The organism is Arthrobacter sp. MOO21, assembly GCF_057369995.2.
The window spans coordinates 2,053,748-2,073,038 of the sequence record NZ_CM170671.2 but is presented as its reverse complement, the minus strand read 5'-3'; the positions used below and the strand labels follow the sequence as shown (position 1 = coordinate 2,073,038).

The window sequence follows — 19,291 nt, the reverse complement described above, 5'->3', positions numbered from 1 at the left end:
CGTTTGGCTATGAGCGCCGAGCAGCCTGAAGATGACGTCTATACGCATGGCCACCACGAGTCCGTGGTCCGCGCCCATGCCGCGAGGACGGCCGAGAATTCCGCAGCGTTCGTCCTCCCCTACCTCACGCCCGGGTCCAGCCTGCTCGACGTCGGATGCGGGCCAGGCAGCATTACCTGCGACTTCGCCGCCTTGGTCAGCCCCGGCAAAGTCACCGGGTTGGACCGCTCACCCGACATCATCGTCCAGGCGCAGGCGCTCGCCGTCGAGCGCGAGGTGGGCAACGTGGAATTCGTGGCCGGAAACATCTACGACCTCGACTTCGCGGACGAAACGTTCGACGTCGTCCATGCACATCAGGTACTCCAGCACCTGACCGACCCGGTCGAGGCCCTGCGGGAGATGCGGCGCGTAGCCAAGCCCGGCGGCATCGTCGCCGTCCGCGACGCCGATTTCCATGGCATGAGCTGGTACCCCGCCATCCCCGAGCTGGACGAGTGGATGGACCTGTACCAGCGGATCGCGCGGCGCAACGGAGCGGAGCCCGACGCCGGTCGGCGCCTGGTCAGCTGGGCCCAGGCCGCGGGTTTCACCGATGTTGCCCCCACCAGCAGCAACTGGCTTTACGCCACCGCCCAGCAGCGCCGCTGGCAGGCGCGGGTATGGGGTGAACGGGTCCTGCATTCGGCGTTCGCCGAGCAGGCCCTGGAGTACGGTTTTGCCAGCCCGGCCGACCTCGCCCGGATCTCCGCCGGCTGGCACCGCTGGGGATCCACCGACGACGGCTGGTTCCTGATCCCGAACGGCGAGGTCATCGCCCGGGCTTGACCGTTGTCCACATAGGCGCGTGTGACTGTACCGATGTTTTCGCCCCGCACCTTAGCCTCGGAGCATGATCATCCAAGCAGGCTTTGACCTCGAATTCCTTGCCCGTCTGCTGATAGCCCCCGAAGGGGAAATCCTGCCCAGGCTCGTCTTGATCGAGCTCGACGCGGAGATGCAGTTTGCGGACATCAAGGTTGCCAGCTGCCAATTCGATGGGAGCCTCGAGCCCCATTTCGACACGATCCTGGAGCATTTGGACCCGGACACCACCCGGTACTTCGCCATCGCCCACGCCGGAGGATGGGAGTGCACCGACTCCGTCCATGCGCGGGTGCTCGCGGAAGCTGATGCATTGCGGGACATGGCCCTTGCGCGCGGGTTCCTCATGATCGGCCATTTTGGCCTCGACGAGGACGGGTACCTTTCCAACGGGCCCCACTATTACTTTGACCGCTACCACCTGGGCCTGCCGTGCACCATGGATCACTGGGTGCATTCCAAGCATGGAAAATGTGGCTGAGGGACGGACACAGGCAGCCCGGTAAGATTGTCCAGTGCAATTTTCCCTGTGGCTGGCGTTGGCCGGCGCCGGCGCCCTGATCAGCTTCACCCCCGGAGCCGGGGCCATCAACACCATGAGCAATTCGCTCAACGCCGGGTTCCGCCGGTCCATCTGGGGGATCCTGGGGCAACAGGCAGCACTGGTTGTGCACGTGCTGATAGTCGCATTGGGCGTCGGAGTGCTTGTGGCGAGCTCCCCTGTTGCATTCAACGTCATCCGGTATGCGGGAGCGGCCTACCTGGTGTACCTGGGCATCCGGCAGTTCCTCAGCAAACCCGCCGTGGAGCAGGAGCAGGCCGCAGCCCTGCGCAACGAGCCCGCCTGGTCCATCTTCCGCCGCGGCTTTTGGGTGAACCTGCTGAACCCCAAGGCGATCGTCTTCTTCCTCGCCTTCACTCCCCAGTTCATCCGGCCGGAACAATCCCTGGTCACGCAGTACGCCGTCCTCACGGCAACCATTGTGGTCATCGACATCCTGGTGATGTGGTTCTTCTTCGCGGCGGCAGCCAGGTCCTTCCACCGCTTCACCAGCACAGAACGGGGCCAGCGTGTCCTCAGCAGGGTCTTCGGGGCGCTGTTTGTCGCCGTTGGGGTCCTGTTGGCCCTGATCCACTAGAACCACCGTAAAGGCCTGCCCCGCGAAGGCCACACCAAATTGTCAAGTACCCTTGTTATTCCAAGTCATGCATCTTTACAAAGATGTAAATCATTGTGAACCTCCCGCTAGCCAAGGGACATTCCAGCGCTCATGCTTAGTTCCATGAACTCAACGTCGAGCCCATACCGCGTCATCACCGTCTGCACGGGCAACATCTGCCGGTCCCCCATGGCCGAGCTGATGCTCGCCGCGGCGCTGGAACGCGAAGGGCTGGACGGACTGGTGACAGTCGATTCGGCCGGCACCACCGGGTACGAGGCCGGGCGCCCCATCGACCCACGGGCGGCCCGCAGGCTCGCCGTCACCCAGCTGACCTCCGTGCACCACATTGCGCGTGAGTGGGAGCACGAATGGTTCCGCGAGCGCGACCTGATTCTGGCGCTGGACATCGACCACTTCGCCTGGCTCAGTGAAGCCGCTCCTGACCAGGAGTCCCTGGACAAGATCCGCATGCTGCGAAGTTTCGACCCCGCCATGGCAGACAAGGACCGGCTGGACCAGGGCATCGAAGACCCCTGGTACGGCGGCCACTCGGACTTCGACACCGTCTGGCACCAGATCCACGCCGCGCTGCCGGGGCTGGTCCGCCACATCAAGGCGGCAGTCCTGGAGAAATCGCAGCTCCAGCCCCAGGCGCTATAGAACAGCGGCACCCGCGGATGAAAGCGTGCGGGGGAAACCGGTACGCTCTAGTCCATGAATCCAGCGCCCGTCATTATCGCCATCGACGGGCGCTCCGGCGCAGGTAAGACCACCCTCGCCATCGAACTCGCAGCCCGCCTCCGCGCGCACCACAAGGTCTCCCTGTTCCACCTTGAGGACATCTACCCGGGCTGGAACGGGTTGGCGGCCGGCGTCGAACGGTACGTCTCCACCGTCCTGGCCCCGCTAAGCCGGGGCGGGGCGGCCAGTTGGACCAGCTGGGACTGGGAGAACCATTACGACGGCGATACGCGCGTGACGCTGCCCGCCGAGATCGTGATCGTGGAGGGCGTGGGGGCCGCAGCGGAGGCGGCCCGGCCGCTGCTGAGCGCCGTCGTCTGGGCTGAATCTCCCGACGAAGTCCGGCGCGTCCGCGCGCTGGCCCGCGACGGCGAAACCTACGAGCCGTACTGGGACCAGTGGGCCGCGCAGGAGGAAGAGTGGCTGGGCCAGGACGACGTCCCCGGCCACGCCGACCTGCGGGTCCAGAACCTTGCTGACGGGTCCGCACCGGCCGACCTCCTGCGGCTCCTCCCCTACCTGCCCGCGCTGGCGCCCATCCTCGCCCCCGAACTGTCCGCCCGCCGTGGCCTCTGCCTCCGCGCTGAGCGCCTGAACGCCGCACCTGACGCCCCGTCACTGTTCCAGTCCCTGTATGGAGGCTCGGGCAACGCGGTCTGGCTGGATTCCTCCAACGCCGGCGCGGCCAACCAGCAGGTCGAGCCGGACGGGTACGCCGCTGCCGCCGGGCGCAGCCGCTTCAGCATCATGGCGGACGATGGCGGCCTATTCGGGCAGTTCGTAACGCACCGCGCCGGCGAAAGCCTGGTCAGCGCAGGCTCGGCGACGGCGAAAGTCACCGGGCCTTTCTTCCGCTGGCTGGACACGGTGTGGGGCCGCCGGGCGGTCCGGACCCCCGAGGGCTACCCCGGCCAGTTCACCCTTGGCTGGCTCGGCTGCCTGGGCTACGAACTCAAACGCGAAAGCGGCGGCAGCGACCTTTCCGCCGCCACCCCGGACGCCGCGCTGATCTTCGCCGGCCGGGCCGTCGTCCTGGACCACGCTGCAGGCGACACCTGGCTCCTGGCATTGGAGGCCCCGGATGCCGGGGAGTGGCTCGGCGAAGCCAAAGCGGCGGTGGAAGCGGCAACCGGCACCAAGGCTGGCGCCGAAGCCGGCGGCAGCACCGGCGTCGTGCATACCCCAGTGCCGACGTTCCGCAGCCGGGACACGGGCGCCGGCTACCGGCAGAAGATCGCCGAAGCCCAGCACGAGATTTCCGAGGGCAACACCTACGAGGTCTGCCTGACCACCACGCTCGAAGCCCGCATTCCGGCGGACTCGCTGGACCCTTGGGACACGTACCTGGCCCTGCGGCGCAGGAACCCGGCCCCGTTTGCCAGCTACCTGCGCCTGGGAAGCCTCACCGTGGCCAGCACGTCGCCGGAGCGGTTTTTGAAGATAGCGTCCGACGGCAGCATGCGCGCCGAACCGATCAAGGGCACCCGCCGCCGGGCTGCAGACCCCGGCGAGGACGAACAGCTGCGCACGGACCTGGCAACGTCCCTGAAGGACAGGGCCGAGAACATCATGATCGTGGACCTGCTGCGCAACGACCTCAGCCACTTCGCGGTCCCGGGATCGGTGACGGTGAGCCGGCTGTGCGCCATCGAGAGCTACGCCACCGTCCACCAGATGGTCAGCACCATCGATGCCCGCCTGCTGCCCGGTTCCCCGCGCGCCGAAGCCGTGGCAGCGTGTTTCCCGGCCGGCTCGATGACCGGGGCGCCGAAGATCAGCACCATGGCCATCCTGGACCGCCTGGAAGCCGGACCCCGGGGAAGCTACTCGGGCGCCATCGGCTACTTTTCGCTCAACGCGGCCACGGACCTCGCCGTCGCCATCCGGACCCTGGTGATCAACGACGGCGGCGACGGAACCGTGGAACTCTCGCTCGGCGTCGGCGGTGCCATCACCGCCGATTCGGTCCCGGACGACGAGTACGAGGAAATCCGCACCAAAGCGTTCGGCGTGCTCTCCACCCTGGGCGCAACGTTCCCGGACGAATGAACCCGGCGTTGGTTTAGACGGGCGCTGGTTTAGAAAGACCCCGCCCGGGGTACTCTTCTGACTTCGACCCGCTCAAGCCATGCGGCGGCCCCCTGAGTGTTCCCGCCAGAGTGAGGTTTGCCGCGTGACGGATCCCTGCCCGCCCCATGACACCGGCCAGCGGCCGCACCGCAGCTTCAAGTACGTCCTGATGCTTGGTGCCCTGGCCGCCCTTCCTGCGGTCACCACCGACATGTACCTGCCTTCCCTCCCCGCCGTGGTGGATGACCTCGAAACCAGCCAGGCCGCCGCCCAGCTCACGTTGTCCGGGACCCTCCTCGGCGGCGGGATCGGCCAGCTCGTGATCGGCCCGTTTTCGGACAGGTTCGGACGGCGGCTGCCCCTGTTCATCGGCATCGCACTGCACGTGGCCATCTCGCTGCTGTGTTCCGTGACGCCGAACATTGAAACACTGACCGTGCTGCGCGTACTCCAGGGATTCTTCAACGCGGCCGCGGCGGTAGTGGCACTTGCCGTCATCCGGGACCGTTTCACCGGTTCCGCTGCCGCCCGGCTGCTGTCCCGGCTGATGCTGGTGGTCGGCGTTGCACCGCTCTTCGCCCCCACCGTGGGCCAGGCCGTCGCCGGGTTCTGGAACTGGCGTGCCGTCTTTTACGCGCTGGCGCTCATCGGGCTGGTCCTGGTGGCGATCGTCTGGAAGTTCATGCCAGAGACACTCCCGGCCGACAGGCGCTCCCCGGGCCGCCCCCGGCACGTGGGCGGCGCGTACTGGTCCCTGCTGCGCGACAGGCACTTCATGGCCCTGGCCATCATCCCCGGGCTCGGGCTGGCCCTGATCATGAGCTACGTTGTGGGGTCGCCGTTCGTCTTCCAAAACGAGTACGGCTTCAGCGGGCAGCAGTTTGCCCTCGCCTTCGCCCTGAACGGTGCAGCGCTCGTACTCTCGGCGCAGCTCAACGCCGCGTTGGTGCGGAAATTCCCCCCGGTGCGCCTCCTGCGGACCGCCCTCCTGGTCCAGCTGGGCTTTGCCCTGCTGCTGCTGGCCGTGGTGGCCACGGGTGCCGGCGGTGCCTTCGGCCTGATGGCAGGCCTGTGGCTTGTCCTGGCCGCCCAGGGCATGATCCCGGCAAACGCCTCCGTGTTGGCCCTGCACAACTACGGCCACATGGCAGGGACGGCGGCGGCGGTCATCGGAGCTTTGCAGTCCGGTGTGGCGGGGCTGGTGAGCCCATTGGTGGGGCTGCTGGGCGGGCATGCCCTGTCCATGGCCGGGGTCATGATCGGCAGCTGCGCCCTGGCAGTGACTGCCCTCGCCGCCGGAACTCCTGCCTACCGGAAGGGCGGGTGGACGGAATACGCGGAGCGCGACGACGACCGGAGGGTAGGTGCCGACGGCTAGGTCCGCCGGAGCGTCCCCAACCGTTCCCGGACGGTGCTACTGGACGGTTGCCGTCAGCCGGGCCACGTTGTCCACGTAACGGGCGGCGAGGGGACGCTTCCGCCACTCGGCCAGCTTGAGCTCATGCGAGATGTCACGGTACGTATCCTCCACGGCCCGCATCTTGTTGACGATGTCCTCGCCCAGGAGCATCACGGACACCTCCAGGTTCAGCGAGAAGGAGCGCATGTCCATATTGCTGGAGCCAAGGACCGCCACCTCGTCATCGATGGTGAAGTGCTTGGCATGCAGCACGAACGGGGCCTTGTACAGGTAGATCCGGACACCGGCTTCGAGGAGGGCCTCGTAGTAGGACTGCTGGGCATGGTGGACCAGGAACTGATCACCTTTTTCCGACACGAAGAGTTCCACGTCCACGCCACGCTGTGCTGCCGTGGTGATCGCGTACAGCAGGGAGTCGTCCGGGACGAAGTAGGGGCTGCAGATTGAGATCCGGTGCTGGGCGGAGTAGATCAGTGTGTTGAAGAGCCGCAGGTTGTTCTCGGTGATGAACCCGGGACCGCTGGGGACCACCTGTGCAGTGACTGTGCCGGGATGCGGGTCGGACGGCAGCTGCAGCTGGTGTTCCAGCGACTCATCGGTTTCACCCAGCCAGTCGGTGGCGAACACGACGTTCAGGGTGGTGACGATGGGTCCGCGCAGGCAGGCCATCAGCTCCACCCATTCGCGCCCGGCCTTGCGGTGCCGGGGGTTGTTGTACGAGGGCTCGATCAGGTTCTGGGAGCCGGTGAAGGCCACCTCGCCGTCCACCACCATGATCTTGCGGTGGTTCCGGAGGTCGGGCCGGCGCCACTGGCCGTGGATGGGCAGCAGGGGCAGCATGCGCTTCCACTGGATCTTTCCGGCCCTCAGGCGCTTGAGCAGGTTCTTGTAGCCCTTGATGCGGAGCGTGCCGATGTGGTCGAACAGGAGGCGCACTTCCACACCCCGCTCGGCCGCTTCCTCCATGGCCGTGATCAGGTCGTCGGTGACGTGGTCCGTGCTCATGATGTAGAACTCGGCGTTGACGTACTTCTTCGCCTTCCGGACAGCCTGCGTCATGGCCAGGATGGAGTCAGGATAGCCGGGGATGAGGTCTACCGAGTTTCCGTCCACCATGGGCAGCGAGCCCAGCCTGCGGTTCAGTTCCGCCGCGGACTTCACCCATTCGGGGCCGGGATAGTCGCTTTCGACATCCGAGAGCGCGGTGATCCCGGCCCGCACCCGGTTGTTGACCAGCTGCTGCTGCGCCCGGCGGCGGCTGGAGAGCCGGAAGTTGCCGAACAGCAGGAACAGGACGATGCCCACGAAGGGCACGAAGAAGATCCCCAGCAGCCATGCCATCGCCGTGGTGGGGCGCCTGTTGCCGGGAATGATGCCCAACGCCAGGACCCTGATGGCGAGGTCGGCGATGCCCAGCAGCACCACAACCCACATCGGGGCAGTACCGGCTAGCGAAAACGGCCACAACACGTCAAGAACCCCCGGGAAGATCGGGTTCCGGCGGGCGGATCCGGCCGGCACACTGTGCCCAGCTTATCCGCGGCGCCCCACTAAGCTGGTGCCATGAGCTCAGCAGCCCCCGTGGCCCTTGTCTTCCTTGACCCCGCCTTCCCGGATGGCCGCGTCGCTGACGCATCCAAACCCCAGCTGCTGGTCACGGATCTGGGCGTCACGCGCGGCGACGGCGTCTTCGAAACCATGCTGGCCGTGGGCGGAACGGTACGGAAGATGCCGGCCCACCTGGACAGGCTTGCGGGGTCCGCAGAGGCCCTGGACCTGGTGGTCCCCGGGCGGGACGCGTGGCAGCGGGCCATTGCCACCGCTGTTAACGGCCACCGGTCCGAGCACCCGCCAACCGATCCCGCCACTGACGAGCTGGTGGTCAAGCTCGTGGTGACCCGCGGCGCCGAGGGCGCGGCCGCCCCCACTTCCTGGGTGCAGGTCTCCCCTGCCGGGGAGGCCGGGCGCCGCCAGCGCGAGACGGGCATTGACGTCATCCTCCTGGACCGGGGCTACGACAGTGACGTGGCAGAACGGGCGCCCTGGCTGCTCCTGGGCGCCAAGACGCTTTCCTACGCAGTGAACATGGCGGCGCTGCGCCACGCCCACAAGCAGGGCGCCGACGACGTCATCTTCCTGTCCTCCGATGGCCGCGTCCTGGAGGGCCCCACCTCCACGGTGCTGCTCGCGCATGTGGAAAAATCCGACGACGGCACCTCCGTGAAGCGCCTCATCACGCCCCGGCTGGACAGCGGCATCCTGCCGGGCACCTCCCAGGGCGCCCTGTTCACCGCCGCCAAAGCGGCCGGCTGGGAGCTGGGGTACGGCCCCCTGGAACCGCAGGACCTTTTCGATGCCGACGCGGTGTGGCTGATCTCCAGCGTCCGCCTGCTGGCCCCCGTCAACCGGATCGATGGCAAGGAGATCGGCACCCCCTCAGTCCAGAAAGAGCTGACCGCCGAATTGAGCGGGCTGTTCGCCGGCATCCACTAGGCGCAGGCGGGCCCGCCACGGGTCTTTTCCCTGTTCGGCATCACCCGTAAGGTGTGGACCATGGACTCGCAAAACCTGCCCATCGAAAAACTCTCCTTCGACGACTGCTGGGAACTTCTCGACGGCGACACCGTGGGCCGGCTGGCCATCGTGGTTGACGGCCACCCCGAAATCTTCCCGGTGAACTACGTTGTCCATCGGCGGAGCATCGTCTTCCGCACGGCCGCGGGGACGAAGCTCTGGGGCGCAAAGATGGAGCGGCCGGCAGCGCTGGAAATCGACGGCTACGATTCCGCCACGGAGCTCGCGTGGAGCGTGGTGGTGCGGGGTGAGACGGAGATCCTCGAGGAGCAGGCGGACCGGGATGCCGTGGACAGTCTTGGACTGGAGCCCTGGCAGCCGGGCGAAAAGGCCAATTACGTCAGGTTGAACGCGAAGGCCATGACCGGGAGGCGGTTCAAGGTCAACCGGCCGGATGTCTGGAACACCCGCCTGCAGGACAGGCGCCGCGCGTCGTTCGAGTAGCCGTGCCTCAGGCGCCGGAACCCGCCGTCTCCCGGGTGAGCTGCGCTTCCAGTCCGGACAGCAGGATCGCGAGCCCCTGCTCCAGCTCTGCCTCGCCGTCGTATTCCGCGAGGGCAGGGGCCAGGGCGCGGAGCCACGGAAAGTCCTTTGCGGGCAGGCGGTGGAGGCCCAGGCGCAGGAGCGCTTCGTTCTCCCCCGGATCCACCACGAACTCCTGAAGTTCGTTGAGGATGTGCCCGTAGAGGAAGCCGTAGTAGGCGCGGTAGACGTGGAGTGCGTCGGCAGGCTCGAATCCCGCCGCCACCAGCAGGGACAGGATCTGTTCCAGTGGCCTCAGGGTGCCCAGCGGCCGGAGGCCCAGCGGAGTGGAAAGGGGCCGCGTCACCAGCAAGGGCACTGCGTTGGGGTGCCGGAGCGCTTGCCGGCGCAGGCTGTGGGCAATCTTCCGAAGCTGCGCCTTCCAGTCCGGGTCCGAGGGCTCGATGGACAGGTCATCGAGAACAAGCTCCGCCACGCCGTCGAGCAAGGCGGCGCGGTTTTGGGCGTAGCGGTAAAGGCTCATGGGATCCCGGCCGAGTTCCAGCCCCAGCCGGCGCATGCTCAGCGCTTCCAGCCCTTCGGCATCCACCAGTTCGAGGGCTTTGGCCAGGACAATGTCCCTGCTCAGCCTGCTTTTCGGTTGGCCGCTCCTGGGGGTATCGGCGGAAGTCATCGCGTGGTCCTCATTGCCGGGCCGCCGTCCCACGGTAACTGGGAGGGTTGCCTCATATCTGGTCTACGGGTAAAGTCTACAGTGTAGACACCGTGGTGACAGCACTCTGTGCTCCCCTGAATTTTCCGGGGGATGCAACTACACAATCCTTGCCCGCAGTGCAGGGCATCGAGGCTCGCCGCTGTAGCCTACCGGCGGCACAGTGCACCGAGCGAAGGGAGCCGTCATGGCACATTCGCAGTTCGACCAGTTCCTCCAGGAAGCCACCTACGTCGACCAGGCGTCAGAATCCGCCCTCGACCGGGACCGGTTGTTTGGCCTGTACATGAGCTGGTGCTTCATCAACCAGCAGGTACCCGGGGCCGAATCCAGCTTCTGGTCAGCCATGAATAACAGGATGCCGGCAGGCCGCAAGGGCGTGCGGATGACGGGGCCGGCCGCTGCCGACTACATCGTCACCACGTATCCCGAACTCGTGTAGGCCTTACGGGGACTACATCCGGCCGCCTGATGACCGGGAAATGGACATGAATGCTGTGGTGCCGCAGGCGCCGCAGCATTTTCATGCCCGGCCGAAAGATGCGCATGCGCGTCCCCGGCCCGGGGTGCCGCTCAATTACGGAACATGACGACGGCGGCGATGCGGCTGCGCGCGTCAGATGTTACGTTTTTGGGGAGTAATGAGTACCGGCGTTAAGCCCTGACTGGCCGGTCGGCAACCCTCCCTTTCGCGGCGGGGTGCCTCAGGTGAATACTCGGCATATCGACCGATTCGAGCTGCAAGCGTGAGAGAAGGAGATCCGTCGTGCCTGACGCACCCGCCCCTGAAGAAAAGCTGTCCTACCGCCTGATTACAGGCCCGGACGACCGATCATTCTGTGAACGGATCTCCGCTGCCCTGGACGAGGGGTATGTGCTGCACGGCAGCCCGGCGGCCACCTTCAACGGCAGCAGCGTCATCGTCGCCCAGGCAGTGGTCCTGCCGGCCGCGATCGCTTCCGCAGACGCCGCCGTGGCCACCGCCGTGGATGAACTTGACGGCGAATTTGAGGGCGAGTTCGACGGCGAGGGCCACGCATGAGCTACGCAGGAGACCTGACACCGCAGGAAGCCTGGGCCAAGCTCGAGCAGGGCGCCATCCTGGTGGATGTCCGCACCGAGGGCGAATGGGCCCACATCGGCATCCCGGATACCAAGGCCACGGACAACGACCCGCTCTTCATCCAGTGGACCTTCCGGGGCGGCATCCCCAACCCCGACTTCGTGAAGGACCTCAAGGAGCAGGCACCCGAGGACCCGTCCGCGGAACTGGTGTTCCTGTGCCGCTCCGGCCAGCGGTCCGTCGCCGCTGCCATTGCCGCCACCCAGGCCGGCTTCACCTCGTACAACGTGCTGGAAGGCTTCGAGGGGGAGCCGGACCGCTACGGCGAACGGACCGTCAACGGCTGGAAGAACCGCGGCCTGCCCACCAACCTCGGAAAGAACTAAGTGACCTTCAACCCAGATGCCTCCGGCTGGAGCGCCGACACCCAGGCCGTCCGCGGCGGACTCGACCGCACCAACTTCCAGGAAACGTCCGAGGCCATCTTCCTGAACTCCGGGTTCGTCTACGAATCGGCGGCGGCGGCAGAACGCGCCTTCACGGGCGAGGATGAACGGTTCGTCTACTCCCGCTACGGCAACCCCTCCGTGGCAACCTTCCAGGAACGGCTCCGCCTGCTGGAAGGCACCGAGGCATGCTTTGCGACGGCGTCGGGCATGTCCGCGGTCTTCACCGCCCTGGGTGCCCTGCTGGCCGCCGGTGACCGTGTTGTTGCCGCCCGCTCGCTGTTCGGCTCCTGCTTCGTCATCCTGAATGAGATCCTCCCCAGATGGGGCGTGGAAACCGTCTTCGTGGACGGCCCCGACCTGGACCAGTGGCGCGAAGCCCTGTCCAAGCCCACCACCGCCGTGTTCTTCGAATCACCCTCCAACCCGATGCAGGAAATCGTGGACATCGCGGCCGTGAGCGAACTGGCGCACGCCGCGGGCGCCAAGGTGGTGGCCGACAACGTCTTCGCCACTCCCCTGCTGCAGCGCTGCGGGGACCTCGGCGCGGACGTCATCGTCTACTCCGGCACCAAGCACATCGACGGCCAGGGCCGTGTGATGGGTGGTGCCATCCTGGGCACCAAGGAATTCATCGACGGCCCCGTGAAGCAGCTGATGCGCCACACCGGTCCCGCACTTTCCCCGTTCAACGCCTGGGTGCTGACCAAGGGGCTGGAAACCATGGGCCTGCGCGTCAACCACTCGTCCGCCACCGCACTCCGGCTCGCCGAGTGGCTGGAGCAACAGCCGGCCGTGAGCTGGGTGAAGTATCCGCTGCTGAAGTCCCACCCGCAGTACGACCTGGCGGCGAAGCAGATGAGCGCCGGCGGCACCGTCCTCACGCTGGAACTGGCGCCCTCTGCGGGCCGGTCCGGCAAGGAGGCCGCGTTCGCGCTGCTGGACGGGCTGCGCATCATCGACATCTCCAATAACCTTGGCGACTCCAAGTCCCTTATCACGCACCCGGCCACCACCACGCACCGGGCCATGGGGCCGGAGGGGCGCGCTGCCATCGGACTAAGCGACGGCGTGGTCCGCCTCTCCGTGGGGCTTGAGGATGCGGATGACCTCATCCGCGACTTGGAACAGGCGCTGAAGCAGATCTAGATTCCGGCGCTATTCCGCACTTTAATAAGCAGCGGACGCGAAGGAGGCAAGCCGTGGGCCAGACACAGCCGTATGCCAGGGCGGGAGCGGTGAGCACCGCGGCGGGCGTGTGCTGGCTGCTGGGAATCGCGATGGTGGGCAATGTCCACGCCACCAAGAGTGCGGAGCAGCGGCTGGCAATGCTGGAGCGCCACCGCGGCCTCTGGACGCTGGGGCAGTTCCTAGCGGCGGCAGGAACGGCGGCGGCACCCCTGGGATTCGTGCGGCTTGCCCGGCGGCTGCGGCAGGAAGCAGGCAACGCGGGATCAGAAACCGGGCCTGCCCGGGCCGGACAACTGGCGACCGTCGCCGCTGCCGCCCTGCTGGCGGGCAGCCCCCTGTTCGTTTGGGCCCTCGCCGTCCGCGCCGCGGACATCGAGAAATTTGCCTATCGGAGGGGCACTGCCTGGCCCTTCCTGGCGTACGCCAGCCTTCAGACCTGCGGCGTCGGCCTGCTGGGGGCGGCACTGCAGGCCTCCCCGCTCAAAGGCGGGACCGGGCTGAGCGCCGCTGCCAGTGCACCGGTTTTTGCCGGCATCCTCCTGCGCTACAAGGACATTCCGCCGTTCGTGTTCTACCTGATGCAGATCGCGGTCGGCGTGAAGCTCCTTCGCTTCAAGGGAGCCCCCGGGGACGGCTAGGGCTGGCGCACCCGCAGCAGTTCCGGGGCCGCCTCCACCTCCGCGAGATCCAGCGCCCCCCGCATCGTTACGTTGACGGCCTGCCGCACCACGGCACCGAACCCCATGTCCTCCGGCGGCGGCCCCGCCAATGCCTTGTCGCGGGCACGGCGCTGTTCAGCCGCCCCGGTCCCGCGCGCGATGATGTCCTCGATCCCCTGGCGCGCCAAAGCAAGCTCGCCCTGCTCATCCAGCACCGGCGCCAGGTAATCGACCAGAGAGCGGACGACATCCGTGGCAGGCGCGGGGCGGAAGTTCCCGAAGTCCAGAAGCTCGCCGCTGAGTCCGGCGCTGCTGGCCTGCCACGAAGCCATCCGCAGCAGCACGGTGGGAACGGGCGCCGGATCAACCTCCTGGCGCCATTCCCTGCTCGCGGACTCCACCAACGCCCGGACCAGCACGGCGATGAGGCCGGCGTCCTCGGCGCGGAGGCACACATCGGCCACCCGCACTTCCACGGTGGGATGGCTGCGGGACAGACGGGCGTCGAAATACAGCATCCCCTCATCGAGCATGACGCCGGTGTCCAGCAGGCGCGTGACCACCCGTCGGTAGGCGGCGTAGGTTCCGTAAATGCCCGTGGGACCGGCCGTAGGCCAACGGTTCCAGGCCTGCGTGCGGTAGCTTTCGAAACCGGTGGGCACGCCGTTCCAGAACGGAGAGTTGGCGCTCAGGGCTGTCAGTACAGCGAGCTTGTCCCGGATGCGGTCCAGGACGGCCACGCCTTCCTCCGGGGACTCAATGTAGGTGTGGACGTGGAAGCCGCAGGTGAGCTGTTCCTGGGCGGTAAGGCCGAAGCGCTCCAGCATCCTCGCGTAGCGGGCGTCCGGGGTGGTGTGGGTGGTGGACGCGACGGGCGACGTGGCCAGGGCGGCCACCCTCGCGTCATGCTTCCGGGCCGCCTGGTCGGCGAGTGTACGGCCTGCCCGGATCTGTTCGAGCAGTTGCCCATATTCCAAGCAGGGCCGGGTCTGCGTCTCAATCTGCTCCAGCTTGAGCTCGGCACTCAAGCCCATCTCGTCGTCGTAATCCGCCTGCTTCCCGGCATGATGCACCGCCGGCCGCGTGGGGACGTCATCCGCCGCTTCTGAACGCCCCGCAAGGAGTGCGTCAGCCAGGGCAAGCGGTTCTCCGGACTCCGGATCAACGATCAGGAGTTCTTCCTCGACGCCGAATGTACGCATATGTTCATTCTGCTGCAGCGGCGGTGGAAGTGAAGCAGCCCCGCCCTTCATGACGAACCGTTAATGGTCAGTCCTGGAAGTACTCCACCTTGGCTCCGATGGTGTTCAGCCGTTCGGCCAGGTCCTCGTAGCCACGCTCGATCACGTAGATGTTCCGCAGTTCGGACACGCCCCTTGCCGCGAGCATGGCCAGCAGCAGGCAGGCGGCCGGTCGCAGCGCCGGCGGGCAGCCCACCTCTGCCGCACGCCAGCGGGTGGGGCCGTTGACGTAGATGCGGTGCGGATCCAGCAACTGCACCTGCGCGCCCAGCCTGTTCAGCTCTGTCAGGTAGATCGCCCGGTTCTCGTACACCCAGTCGTGGATCATCGTCTGGCCGGTGGCGTTCGCGGCGATCACCGCGAAGAACGGCAGGTTGTCGATGTTCAGCCCGGGGAACGGCATGGGGTGGATCTTGTCCTCGGGCGCCTTCAGCTCAGAGGGCTTGGTGGTCACATCGACCAGCCGGGTGCGGCCGTTGCGCGCCATGTACTCCTCGGAGACCTCCAGCTGCTGGCCCATCTGGCCCAGCGTGGCGAGCTCGATCTCCATGAACTCGATGGGTACGCGGCGGACCGTCACCTCCGAGTTGGTGACGATGCCCGCGGTGATGAGGCTCATGGCCTCGATGGGGTCCTCGGAGGGGAAATACTCGATCTCGGCGTCGATGACCGGGCGCCCCGTGATCTTCAGGGTGGTGGTGCCCACGCCCTCGATGGTGACGCCGAGCATCTGGAGGTAGAAGCACAGGTCCTGCACCATGTAGTTGGGGCTGGCGTTGCGGATCACGGTGGTTCCCGGACGGTGGGCGGCCGCCATGATCGCATTCTCGGTGACCGTGTCGCCGCGTTCGGTAAGGACGAAGGAGCGGTCCCGGGTATCGGCCGGCGGCGCCTGCACAGTGTAGAAACCCGCGCTGGCCTCCACCGAAAGCCCAAACTGGCGCAGCGCCTGCATGTGCGGCTCCACGGTGCGGGTACCCAGGTCGCAGCCACCGGCGTAGGGCAGCCGGTACTCCCTGGACTCGTCCAGCAGCGGCCCCAGCAGCATGATGACGCTGCGGGTGCGGCGTGCCGCGTCAACGTCCATGGCGTCCAGGTCAAGGACTGCCGGGCGGCGCAGGCGGAGGTCGGTATCGTTAAGCCACGTGCATTCGACGCCGATGCTCGTCAGCACCTCGACGATGCGGTTGACCTCCTCGATGCGGGCGAGGCGGCGGAGCACCGTGGTGCCGCGGTTGATCAGGCTGGCGCACAGCAGCGCCACACCTGCGTTCTTGCTGCTGTTCACGTCCACGGCGCCGGACAGGGTGCGTCCACCCTCCACGCGCAGGTGGGTCATCTGCGGCTTGCCCACGTTGACGATGCTCCGCTCGAAGATGTTCTCCAGCCGCTGGATCATCTTCAGGCTCAGGTTCTGCTTGCCCTGCTCCATCCTGGCGACAGCACTTTGGCTGGTGCCGAGTTCGGCGGCGAGCTGGCCCTGGGTCCAGCCCTTCTCGCTCCGGGCGTCCCTGAGCATGGCGGCAACGTGTTCGGCGGTTTCCTGCGTCATGACACAAATATATCATTTATGAGTTATCCCGGCGCCCCGACGCGACCGGAGAGCAACAAGGAGTCAGGTACTACCCGGTAGATGCGATAGGCTGCCGCACTAGCTGCCGAGCCAGACCATGTTCCACGTCCCCGCGGATACAGCGGCCGCCAGGGCAAGCCCGGCCACCAGGACACCGCCGGCGAGCACCCACGCGTCCAGTGCGCTGTAGGTGGATTCTCGGGCCCAGGTCCGCGGCCCGCCCCCGAATCCCCTGGCCTCCATGGTCACCGCCAGCCGGGACGCACGGCGGATCGCCTGCACCAGCAGGCCGAAGCTTTGCCCCAGCGTTGCCTTTACGCGCTGGGCCACGTTGCCGCGGGAGCCAACGCCACGGGCCCGGCGGGCCATGCCGATGGTCTGCCATTCCTCAGCCATCAGGCCCACCAGGCGCATCGCGGCCAGGGTTCCCAGGACGAAGCGGTGCGGCAGCCGCGCCTTTTGCGCCAGCGCGTCGGCGAGGTCCGTGGGATCGGTGCAGCTCATGAGCAGCACCGCGGGAAGCGCGATGGCGAACCCGCGGAGTAAAAACCCGATCCCCAGCTGCAGGGACCCCTCGCTCATGCTCCAGATGCCGACGTCGAGCAGGATCCGCCCGCTGTCCGGAGCCAGGATGGAGGTGCTCCAGCCCCCGACGGCGGCGGCGAGGATGAGCGGCCAGCCGCGCTGCCACAACAGGGACGGCGTCAGGCCGGCAAGCGGGAACAGGAGCACTTCGAACACCAGGGCCACCGAGGCGGAGACCCAGTCGATGGACAGCGCCAGGACCGCCGTAATGAGCACGACGGCGGCGAACTTGCTCAGCGGGTTGGCCCGGGTCAGGAGCGCGTGGTTGCCGCGCAGGGTGAGTTGCTGCCTCATGGCGCCACCGCTTCCGCCGCGGCCATCCGCAGTTCGGCCCCGCCCAGGGCGGCGGTGAACTCGGCATCGTGCGTTACGGAGACCACCGCGGTGCCGGCGTCCAGTAGTTCGGACAGGAACGATGCCAGCTCCGCCCAGGTGTTGGCGTCCTGGCCGAAGGTGGGCTCGTCCAGCACCAGGACCTGCGGGCTGGCGGCCAGGACGGTGGCTACGGACAGCCGCCGCTTCTCGCCGCCGGACAGGGTGTACGGGTTGGCATCCACCAGGGCGGTCAGCCGGAGCCGCTCCAGCAGCTCGTCCACCCGTTCCCCGCCGTGGCCCAGGTGGCGTGGGCCGAAGCGCAGTTCATCGAGCACCTTGCCCGTCACGAACTGGTGCTCCGGCTCCTGGAACACGGTGCCAACCCGCGAAATCAGCTGTTCGGCCTTCCACTTGTACGGATCGATGCCCGCGCCGCGGCTGAGGTCCAGCGTGGCGGACACCGTCCCTGCCACCGGTTCCAGCAGGCCGGCGAGCGTCAGGGCGAAGGTCGATTTTCCGGCACCGTTGGGCCCGGTGATGGCCAGCGCCTGCCCCGCCCGGACCTGGGCCGTGAGGCCTTCCTGGACCGGGACCGGCGGCACCTTCCGGAAGCCGCTGCGGCGCGGACGCTCGCGGGAAACGGCAAGCTGCTCGGCGGCCAGCAGAAGGTTGCCCGCCCCCGCGGCCGGAACTGCCGCACGGCTTCGGGTTGCCGGTACGTAACCGGGCACCCAGACTCCCGCGGCAGCGAGCATGGTCCGGGCCTCTGCAAGGACGCGGTCCGGCGGCCCGTCCAGGAGTACGGCATCCTCAGCGGCGGAGCCGGGCTGCAGGACCACGATCCGGTCCACGACGTCCTTCCACACGGATACCCGGTGTTCCACCACCACCAGCGTGGCCCCGGTCTTGTCGAGGCAGCGAGCGACGGCGTCGCGGACTTCCAGCACTCCGTCCGGGTCCAGGTTGGCGGTGGGTTCGTCCAGCAGGATCAGTCCGGGGCGCATGGCAAGGATGCCGGCCAGCGCGAGGCGCTGCTTCTGCCCGCCGGACAAGGCCGACGTCGGGTGGTCCAGCGGAAGGTGGGCAAGCCCGACGTCGTCCAGCGCCTCGTGTACGCGCGCCCAGATGGCGTCGCGGGGCACCGCGAGGTTCTCGGCGCCGAAGGCGGCGTCGTCACCCAGCCGCGACAGGACCACCTGGGTCTCCGGGTCCTGCTGCATCAGCCCGGCATGGCCGCGCCGGGCGCGCGGGGACTCCCCGTCGACCAGCAGCGAACCCGCCTCGTCGGCATCCCCGGCCTCGCCGTCGTCATTCACATCCCCCAGCACCCCGGCAAGGGCATGCAGGAGCGTGGACTTTCCGGCGCCGGAGGGACCCAGCAGGAGCACGCGCTCCCCCGGGCTGATGTCAAGGTTGAGGGCGTTGACGGCCGGCTTGGACCTGCCGGCATGCCGCCAGCCCCAGCCTCGGGCGGTGATGGCGGCAGGCCTGGCGGGAGCCCCGGCGTCCTGGGAAGCGGCGGGCATCAGGAGAAGACGGGCTCCGTTGCGGCCTTGCGCGAGGCGAAGGAGCTCAGGACCCCGGTGCGGGCCAAGCCGCGGGTCGCGATCCAGGACAGCGCGCCGGCGATGATGGCTCCGGAGACCATGCAGAAGACGATGTAGGCCAGCTTGTCCGCGCCGGAGTAGGCGATGTTCCAGCCCCAGGGCGCGAAGGAGTCGTTCAGGCCGCAGAAGAGGCCGGATGCCGCACCGGCCAGCAGGGACACGGGCAGGTTGAACTTGCGGTAGACGAAGATCGCGAAGACGATCTCCGCGCCCAGGCCCTGGACGAAGCCGGAGAACAGGACGGACGTGCCGTACTGCGAACCCATGAGGAGTTCACCGGTGGCTGCCACGGTTTCGCAGAACAGCGCAGCTCCGGGCTTGCGGATGATCAGCATCCCCAGGACACCCGGGATCATCCAGCCGCCGGCGATGAGGCCGGTCAGGGGCGGGTAGGCCGCGTTCATCGGCACGGATACTGCGGCCGCGCCCTGGGACCAGGCCCAGAAAATGACGCCGCCGGCGATGGCGACGAGGGCCGCCACCACGATGTCCACGACGCGCCAGGACTTGCTGGTGGTCTTCTTGATTGCTGCTGTGCTCATGTGATCCTCCTGGGTAACAGGAGGGGAAAGCGCGGCAATCCG

At 67.3% G+C, this 19,291-nt stretch carries 20 protein-coding genes and 1 riboswitch; of the genes, 13 read left to right on the top strand and 7 right to left on the bottom strand.

What is annotated here, in order from left to right:
* Positions 1 to 9: 9 nt before the first annotated feature.
* From AC2JAJ_RS09550 to AC2JAJ_RS09525, 6 genes are all read left to right on the top strand, one after another.
* Complete coding sequence (locus tag AC2JAJ_RS09550; RefSeq protein WP_473695461.1) at positions 10 to 828, top strand: methyltransferase domain-containing protein; 819 nt, start codon at positions 10 to 12, stop codon at positions 826 to 828.
* Between the two features lie 64 nt (positions 829 to 892).
* Positions 893 to 1,345: a hypothetical protein gene (locus AC2JAJ_RS09545; protein WP_486416057.1), complete on the top strand. Its 453-nt coding sequence runs from the start codon at positions 893 to 895 to the stop codon at positions 1,343 to 1,345.
* 34 nt (positions 1,346 to 1,379) lie between these two features.
* On the top strand, positions 1,380 to 2,003 hold the full coding sequence (locus AC2JAJ_RS09540) for a LysE family transporter (protein WP_221387423.1): 624 nt from the start codon (positions 1,380 to 1,382) through the stop codon (positions 2,001 to 2,003).
* Positions 2,004 to 2,147: 144 nt separating this feature from the next.
* Positions 2,148 to 2,687, top strand: a complete 540-nt coding sequence (locus AC2JAJ_RS09535; protein WP_486416059.1) for a low molecular weight protein-tyrosine-phosphatase — start codon at positions 2,148 to 2,150, stop codon at positions 2,685 to 2,687.
* Positions 2,688 to 2,741: 54 nt separating this feature from the next.
* Complete coding sequence (gene pabB / locus AC2JAJ_RS09530; protein ID WP_501053460.1) at positions 2,742 to 4,817, top strand: aminodeoxychorismate synthase component I; 2,076 nt, start codon at positions 2,742 to 2,744, stop codon at positions 4,815 to 4,817.
* A 124-nt stretch (positions 4,818 to 4,941) separates the two neighbouring features.
* Positions 4,942 to 6,216, top strand: a complete 1,275-nt coding sequence (locus AC2JAJ_RS09525) for a multidrug effflux MFS transporter (protein WP_486416060.1) — start codon at positions 4,942 to 4,944, stop codon at positions 6,214 to 6,216.
* A 36-nt stretch (positions 6,217 to 6,252) separates the two neighbouring features.
* Here the strand turns inward: AC2JAJ_RS09525 and cls are convergent, their stop codons facing one another.
* Positions 6,253 to 7,692 carry a cardiolipin synthase gene (gene cls / locus AC2JAJ_RS09520; protein WP_486416061.1) on the bottom strand — a complete coding sequence of 480 codons (1,440 nt, stop codon included), beginning with the start codon at positions 7,690 to 7,692 and terminating at the stop codon, positions 6,253 to 6,255.
* A 129-nt stretch (positions 7,693 to 7,821) separates the two neighbouring features.
* Between cls and AC2JAJ_RS09515 the strand changes: the two genes are divergently transcribed.
* Together AC2JAJ_RS09515 and AC2JAJ_RS09510 are read left to right on the top strand one after the other, a co-directional pair.
* Positions 7,822 to 8,751, top strand: a complete 930-nt coding sequence (locus tag AC2JAJ_RS09515; RefSeq protein ID WP_221387419.1) for an aminodeoxychorismate lyase — start codon at positions 7,822 to 7,824, stop codon at positions 8,749 to 8,751.
* A 60-nt stretch (positions 8,752 to 8,811) separates the two neighbouring features.
* Complete coding sequence (locus tag AC2JAJ_RS09510; protein ID WP_221387418.1) at positions 8,812 to 9,276, top strand: pyridoxamine 5'-phosphate oxidase family protein; 465 nt, start codon at positions 8,812 to 8,814, stop codon at positions 9,274 to 9,276.
* 7 nt (positions 9,277 to 9,283) lie between these two features.
* Here AC2JAJ_RS09510 and AC2JAJ_RS09505 read toward each other — a convergent pair whose 3' ends face one another.
* The gene (locus AC2JAJ_RS09505) at positions 9,284 to 9,988 is read right to left on the bottom strand and encodes a TetR/AcrR family transcriptional regulator C-terminal domain-containing protein (protein WP_486416062.1); all 705 of its coding nucleotides are present in this window, start codon (positions 9,986 to 9,988) and stop codon (positions 9,284 to 9,286) included.
* A gap of 226 nt (positions 9,989 to 10,214) precedes the next feature.
* Between AC2JAJ_RS09505 and AC2JAJ_RS09500 the strand changes: the two genes are divergently transcribed.
* From AC2JAJ_RS09500 to AC2JAJ_RS09480, 5 genes are all read left to right on the top strand, one after another.
* The gene (locus AC2JAJ_RS09500) at positions 10,215 to 10,469 is read left to right on the top strand and encodes a hypothetical protein (RefSeq protein WP_486416063.1); all 255 of its coding nucleotides are present in this window, start codon (positions 10,215 to 10,217) and stop codon (positions 10,467 to 10,469) included.
* 195 nt (positions 10,470 to 10,664) lie between these two features.
* Positions 10,665 to 10,780, top strand: a riboswitch (SAM riboswitch).
* Positions 10,781 to 10,793: 13 nt separating this feature from the next.
* Complete coding sequence (locus AC2JAJ_RS09495; protein ID WP_221387415.1) at positions 10,794 to 11,069, top strand: DUF1737 domain-containing protein; 276 nt, start codon at positions 10,794 to 10,796, stop codon at positions 11,067 to 11,069.
* The gene (locus AC2JAJ_RS09490; RefSeq protein ID WP_221387414.1) at positions 11,066 to 11,476 is read left to right on the top strand and encodes a rhodanese-like domain-containing protein; all 411 of its coding nucleotides are present in this window, start codon (positions 11,066 to 11,068) and stop codon (positions 11,474 to 11,476) included. Before AC2JAJ_RS09495 ends, AC2JAJ_RS09490 begins: the two co-directional genes overlap by 4 nt.
* The gene (locus AC2JAJ_RS09485) at positions 11,477 to 12,685 is read left to right on the top strand and encodes an O-succinylhomoserine sulfhydrylase (RefSeq protein WP_221387413.1); all 1,209 of its coding nucleotides are present in this window, start codon (positions 11,477 to 11,479) and stop codon (positions 12,683 to 12,685) included.
* Positions 12,686 to 12,738: 53 nt separating this feature from the next.
* Positions 12,739 to 13,365, top strand: a complete 627-nt coding sequence (locus AC2JAJ_RS09480; RefSeq protein WP_486416064.1) for a hypothetical protein — start codon at positions 12,739 to 12,741, stop codon at positions 13,363 to 13,365.
* On the opposite strand, the gene AC2JAJ_RS09475 is transcribed toward AC2JAJ_RS09480, so the two are convergent.
* From AC2JAJ_RS09475 to AC2JAJ_RS09455, 5 genes are all read right to left on the bottom strand, one after another.
* Positions 13,362 to 14,588, bottom strand: a complete 1,227-nt coding sequence (locus AC2JAJ_RS09475) for a glutamate--cysteine ligase 2 (RefSeq protein WP_486416065.1) — start codon at positions 14,586 to 14,588, stop codon at positions 13,362 to 13,364. The genes AC2JAJ_RS09480 and AC2JAJ_RS09475 overlap by 4 nt on opposite strands.
* 67 nt (positions 14,589 to 14,655) lie before the next feature.
* Positions 14,656 to 16,179, bottom strand: coding sequence for a UDP-N-acetylglucosamine 1-carboxyvinyltransferase (locus AC2JAJ_RS09470; protein ID WP_461856001.1), 1,524 nt, complete (start codon positions 16,177 to 16,179; stop codon positions 14,656 to 14,658).
* Positions 16,180 to 16,278: 99 nt separating this feature from the next.
* The gene (locus AC2JAJ_RS09465; RefSeq protein ID WP_486416066.1) at positions 16,279 to 17,079 is read right to left on the bottom strand and encodes an energy-coupling factor transporter transmembrane component T family protein; all 801 of its coding nucleotides are present in this window, start codon (positions 17,077 to 17,079) and stop codon (positions 16,279 to 16,281) included.
* Positions 17,076 to 18,626 carry an ABC transporter ATP-binding protein gene (locus AC2JAJ_RS09460; protein WP_486416067.1) on the bottom strand — a complete coding sequence of 517 codons (1,551 nt, stop codon included), beginning with the start codon at positions 18,624 to 18,626 and terminating at the stop codon, positions 17,076 to 17,078. The genes AC2JAJ_RS09465 and AC2JAJ_RS09460 overlap by 4 nt, the downstream gene beginning before the upstream one ends.
* Positions 18,626 to 19,249, bottom strand: a complete 624-nt coding sequence (locus tag AC2JAJ_RS09455) for an ECF transporter S component (protein WP_221387407.1) — start codon at positions 19,247 to 19,249, stop codon at positions 18,626 to 18,628. Before AC2JAJ_RS09455 ends, AC2JAJ_RS09460 begins: the two co-directional genes overlap by 1 nt.
* Between the last annotated feature and the right edge of the window lie 42 nt (positions 19,250 to 19,291).

Excerpts from the sequence above, each read along its gene's own strand:
- AC2JAJ_RS09535 (WP_486416059.1), top strand. The coding sequence starts at position 2,148 with ATGAACTCAACGTCGAGCCCATACCGCGTCATCACCGTCTGCACGGGC.
- AC2JAJ_RS09475 (WP_486416065.1), bottom strand. The coding sequence starts at position 14,588 with ATGCGTACATTCGGCGTCGAGGAAGAACTCCTGATCGTTGATCCGGAG.
- AC2JAJ_RS09460 (WP_486416067.1), bottom strand. The coding sequence starts at position 18,626 with ATGCCCGCCGCTTCCCAGGACGCCGGGGCTCCCGCCAGGCCTGCCGCC.
- AC2JAJ_RS09510 (WP_221387418.1), top strand. The coding sequence starts at position 8,812 with ATGGACTCGCAAAACCTGCCCATCGAAAAACTCTCCTTCGACGACTGC.
- AC2JAJ_RS09505 (WP_486416062.1), bottom strand. The coding sequence starts at position 9,988 with ATGACTTCCGCCGATACCCCCAGGAGCGGCCAACCGAAAAGCAGGCTG.
- pabB (WP_501053460.1), top strand. The coding sequence starts at position 2,742 with ATGAATCCAGCGCCCGTCATTATCGCCATCGACGGGCGCTCCGGCGCA.
- AC2JAJ_RS09455 (WP_221387407.1), bottom strand. The coding sequence starts at position 19,249 with ATGAGCACAGCAGCAATCAAGAAGACCACCAGCAAGTCCTGGCGCGTC.
- AC2JAJ_RS09500 (WP_486416063.1), top strand. The coding sequence starts at position 10,215 with ATGGCACATTCGCAGTTCGACCAGTTCCTCCAGGAAGCCACCTACGTC.
- AC2JAJ_RS09465 (WP_486416066.1), bottom strand. The coding sequence starts at position 17,079 with ATGAGGCAGCAACTCACCCTGCGCGGCAACCACGCGCTCCTGACCCGG.
- AC2JAJ_RS09490 (WP_221387414.1), top strand. The coding sequence starts at position 11,066 with ATGAGCTACGCAGGAGACCTGACACCGCAGGAAGCCTGGGCCAAGCTC.
- AC2JAJ_RS09550 (WP_473695461.1), top strand. The coding sequence starts at position 10 with ATGAGCGCCGAGCAGCCTGAAGATGACGTCTATACGCATGGCCACCAC.
- AC2JAJ_RS09470 (WP_461856001.1), bottom strand. The coding sequence starts at position 16,179 with ATGACGCAGGAAACCGCCGAACACGTTGCCGCCATGCTCAGGGACGCC.
- AC2JAJ_RS09545 (WP_486416057.1), top strand. The coding sequence starts at position 893 with ATGATCATCCAAGCAGGCTTTGACCTCGAATTCCTTGCCCGTCTGCTG.
- cls (WP_486416061.1), bottom strand. The coding sequence starts at position 7,692 with ATGTGGGTTGTGGTGCTGCTGGGCATCGCCGACCTCGCCATCAGGGTC.
- AC2JAJ_RS09515 (WP_221387419.1), top strand. The coding sequence starts at position 7,822 with ATGAGCTCAGCAGCCCCCGTGGCCCTTGTCTTCCTTGACCCCGCCTTC.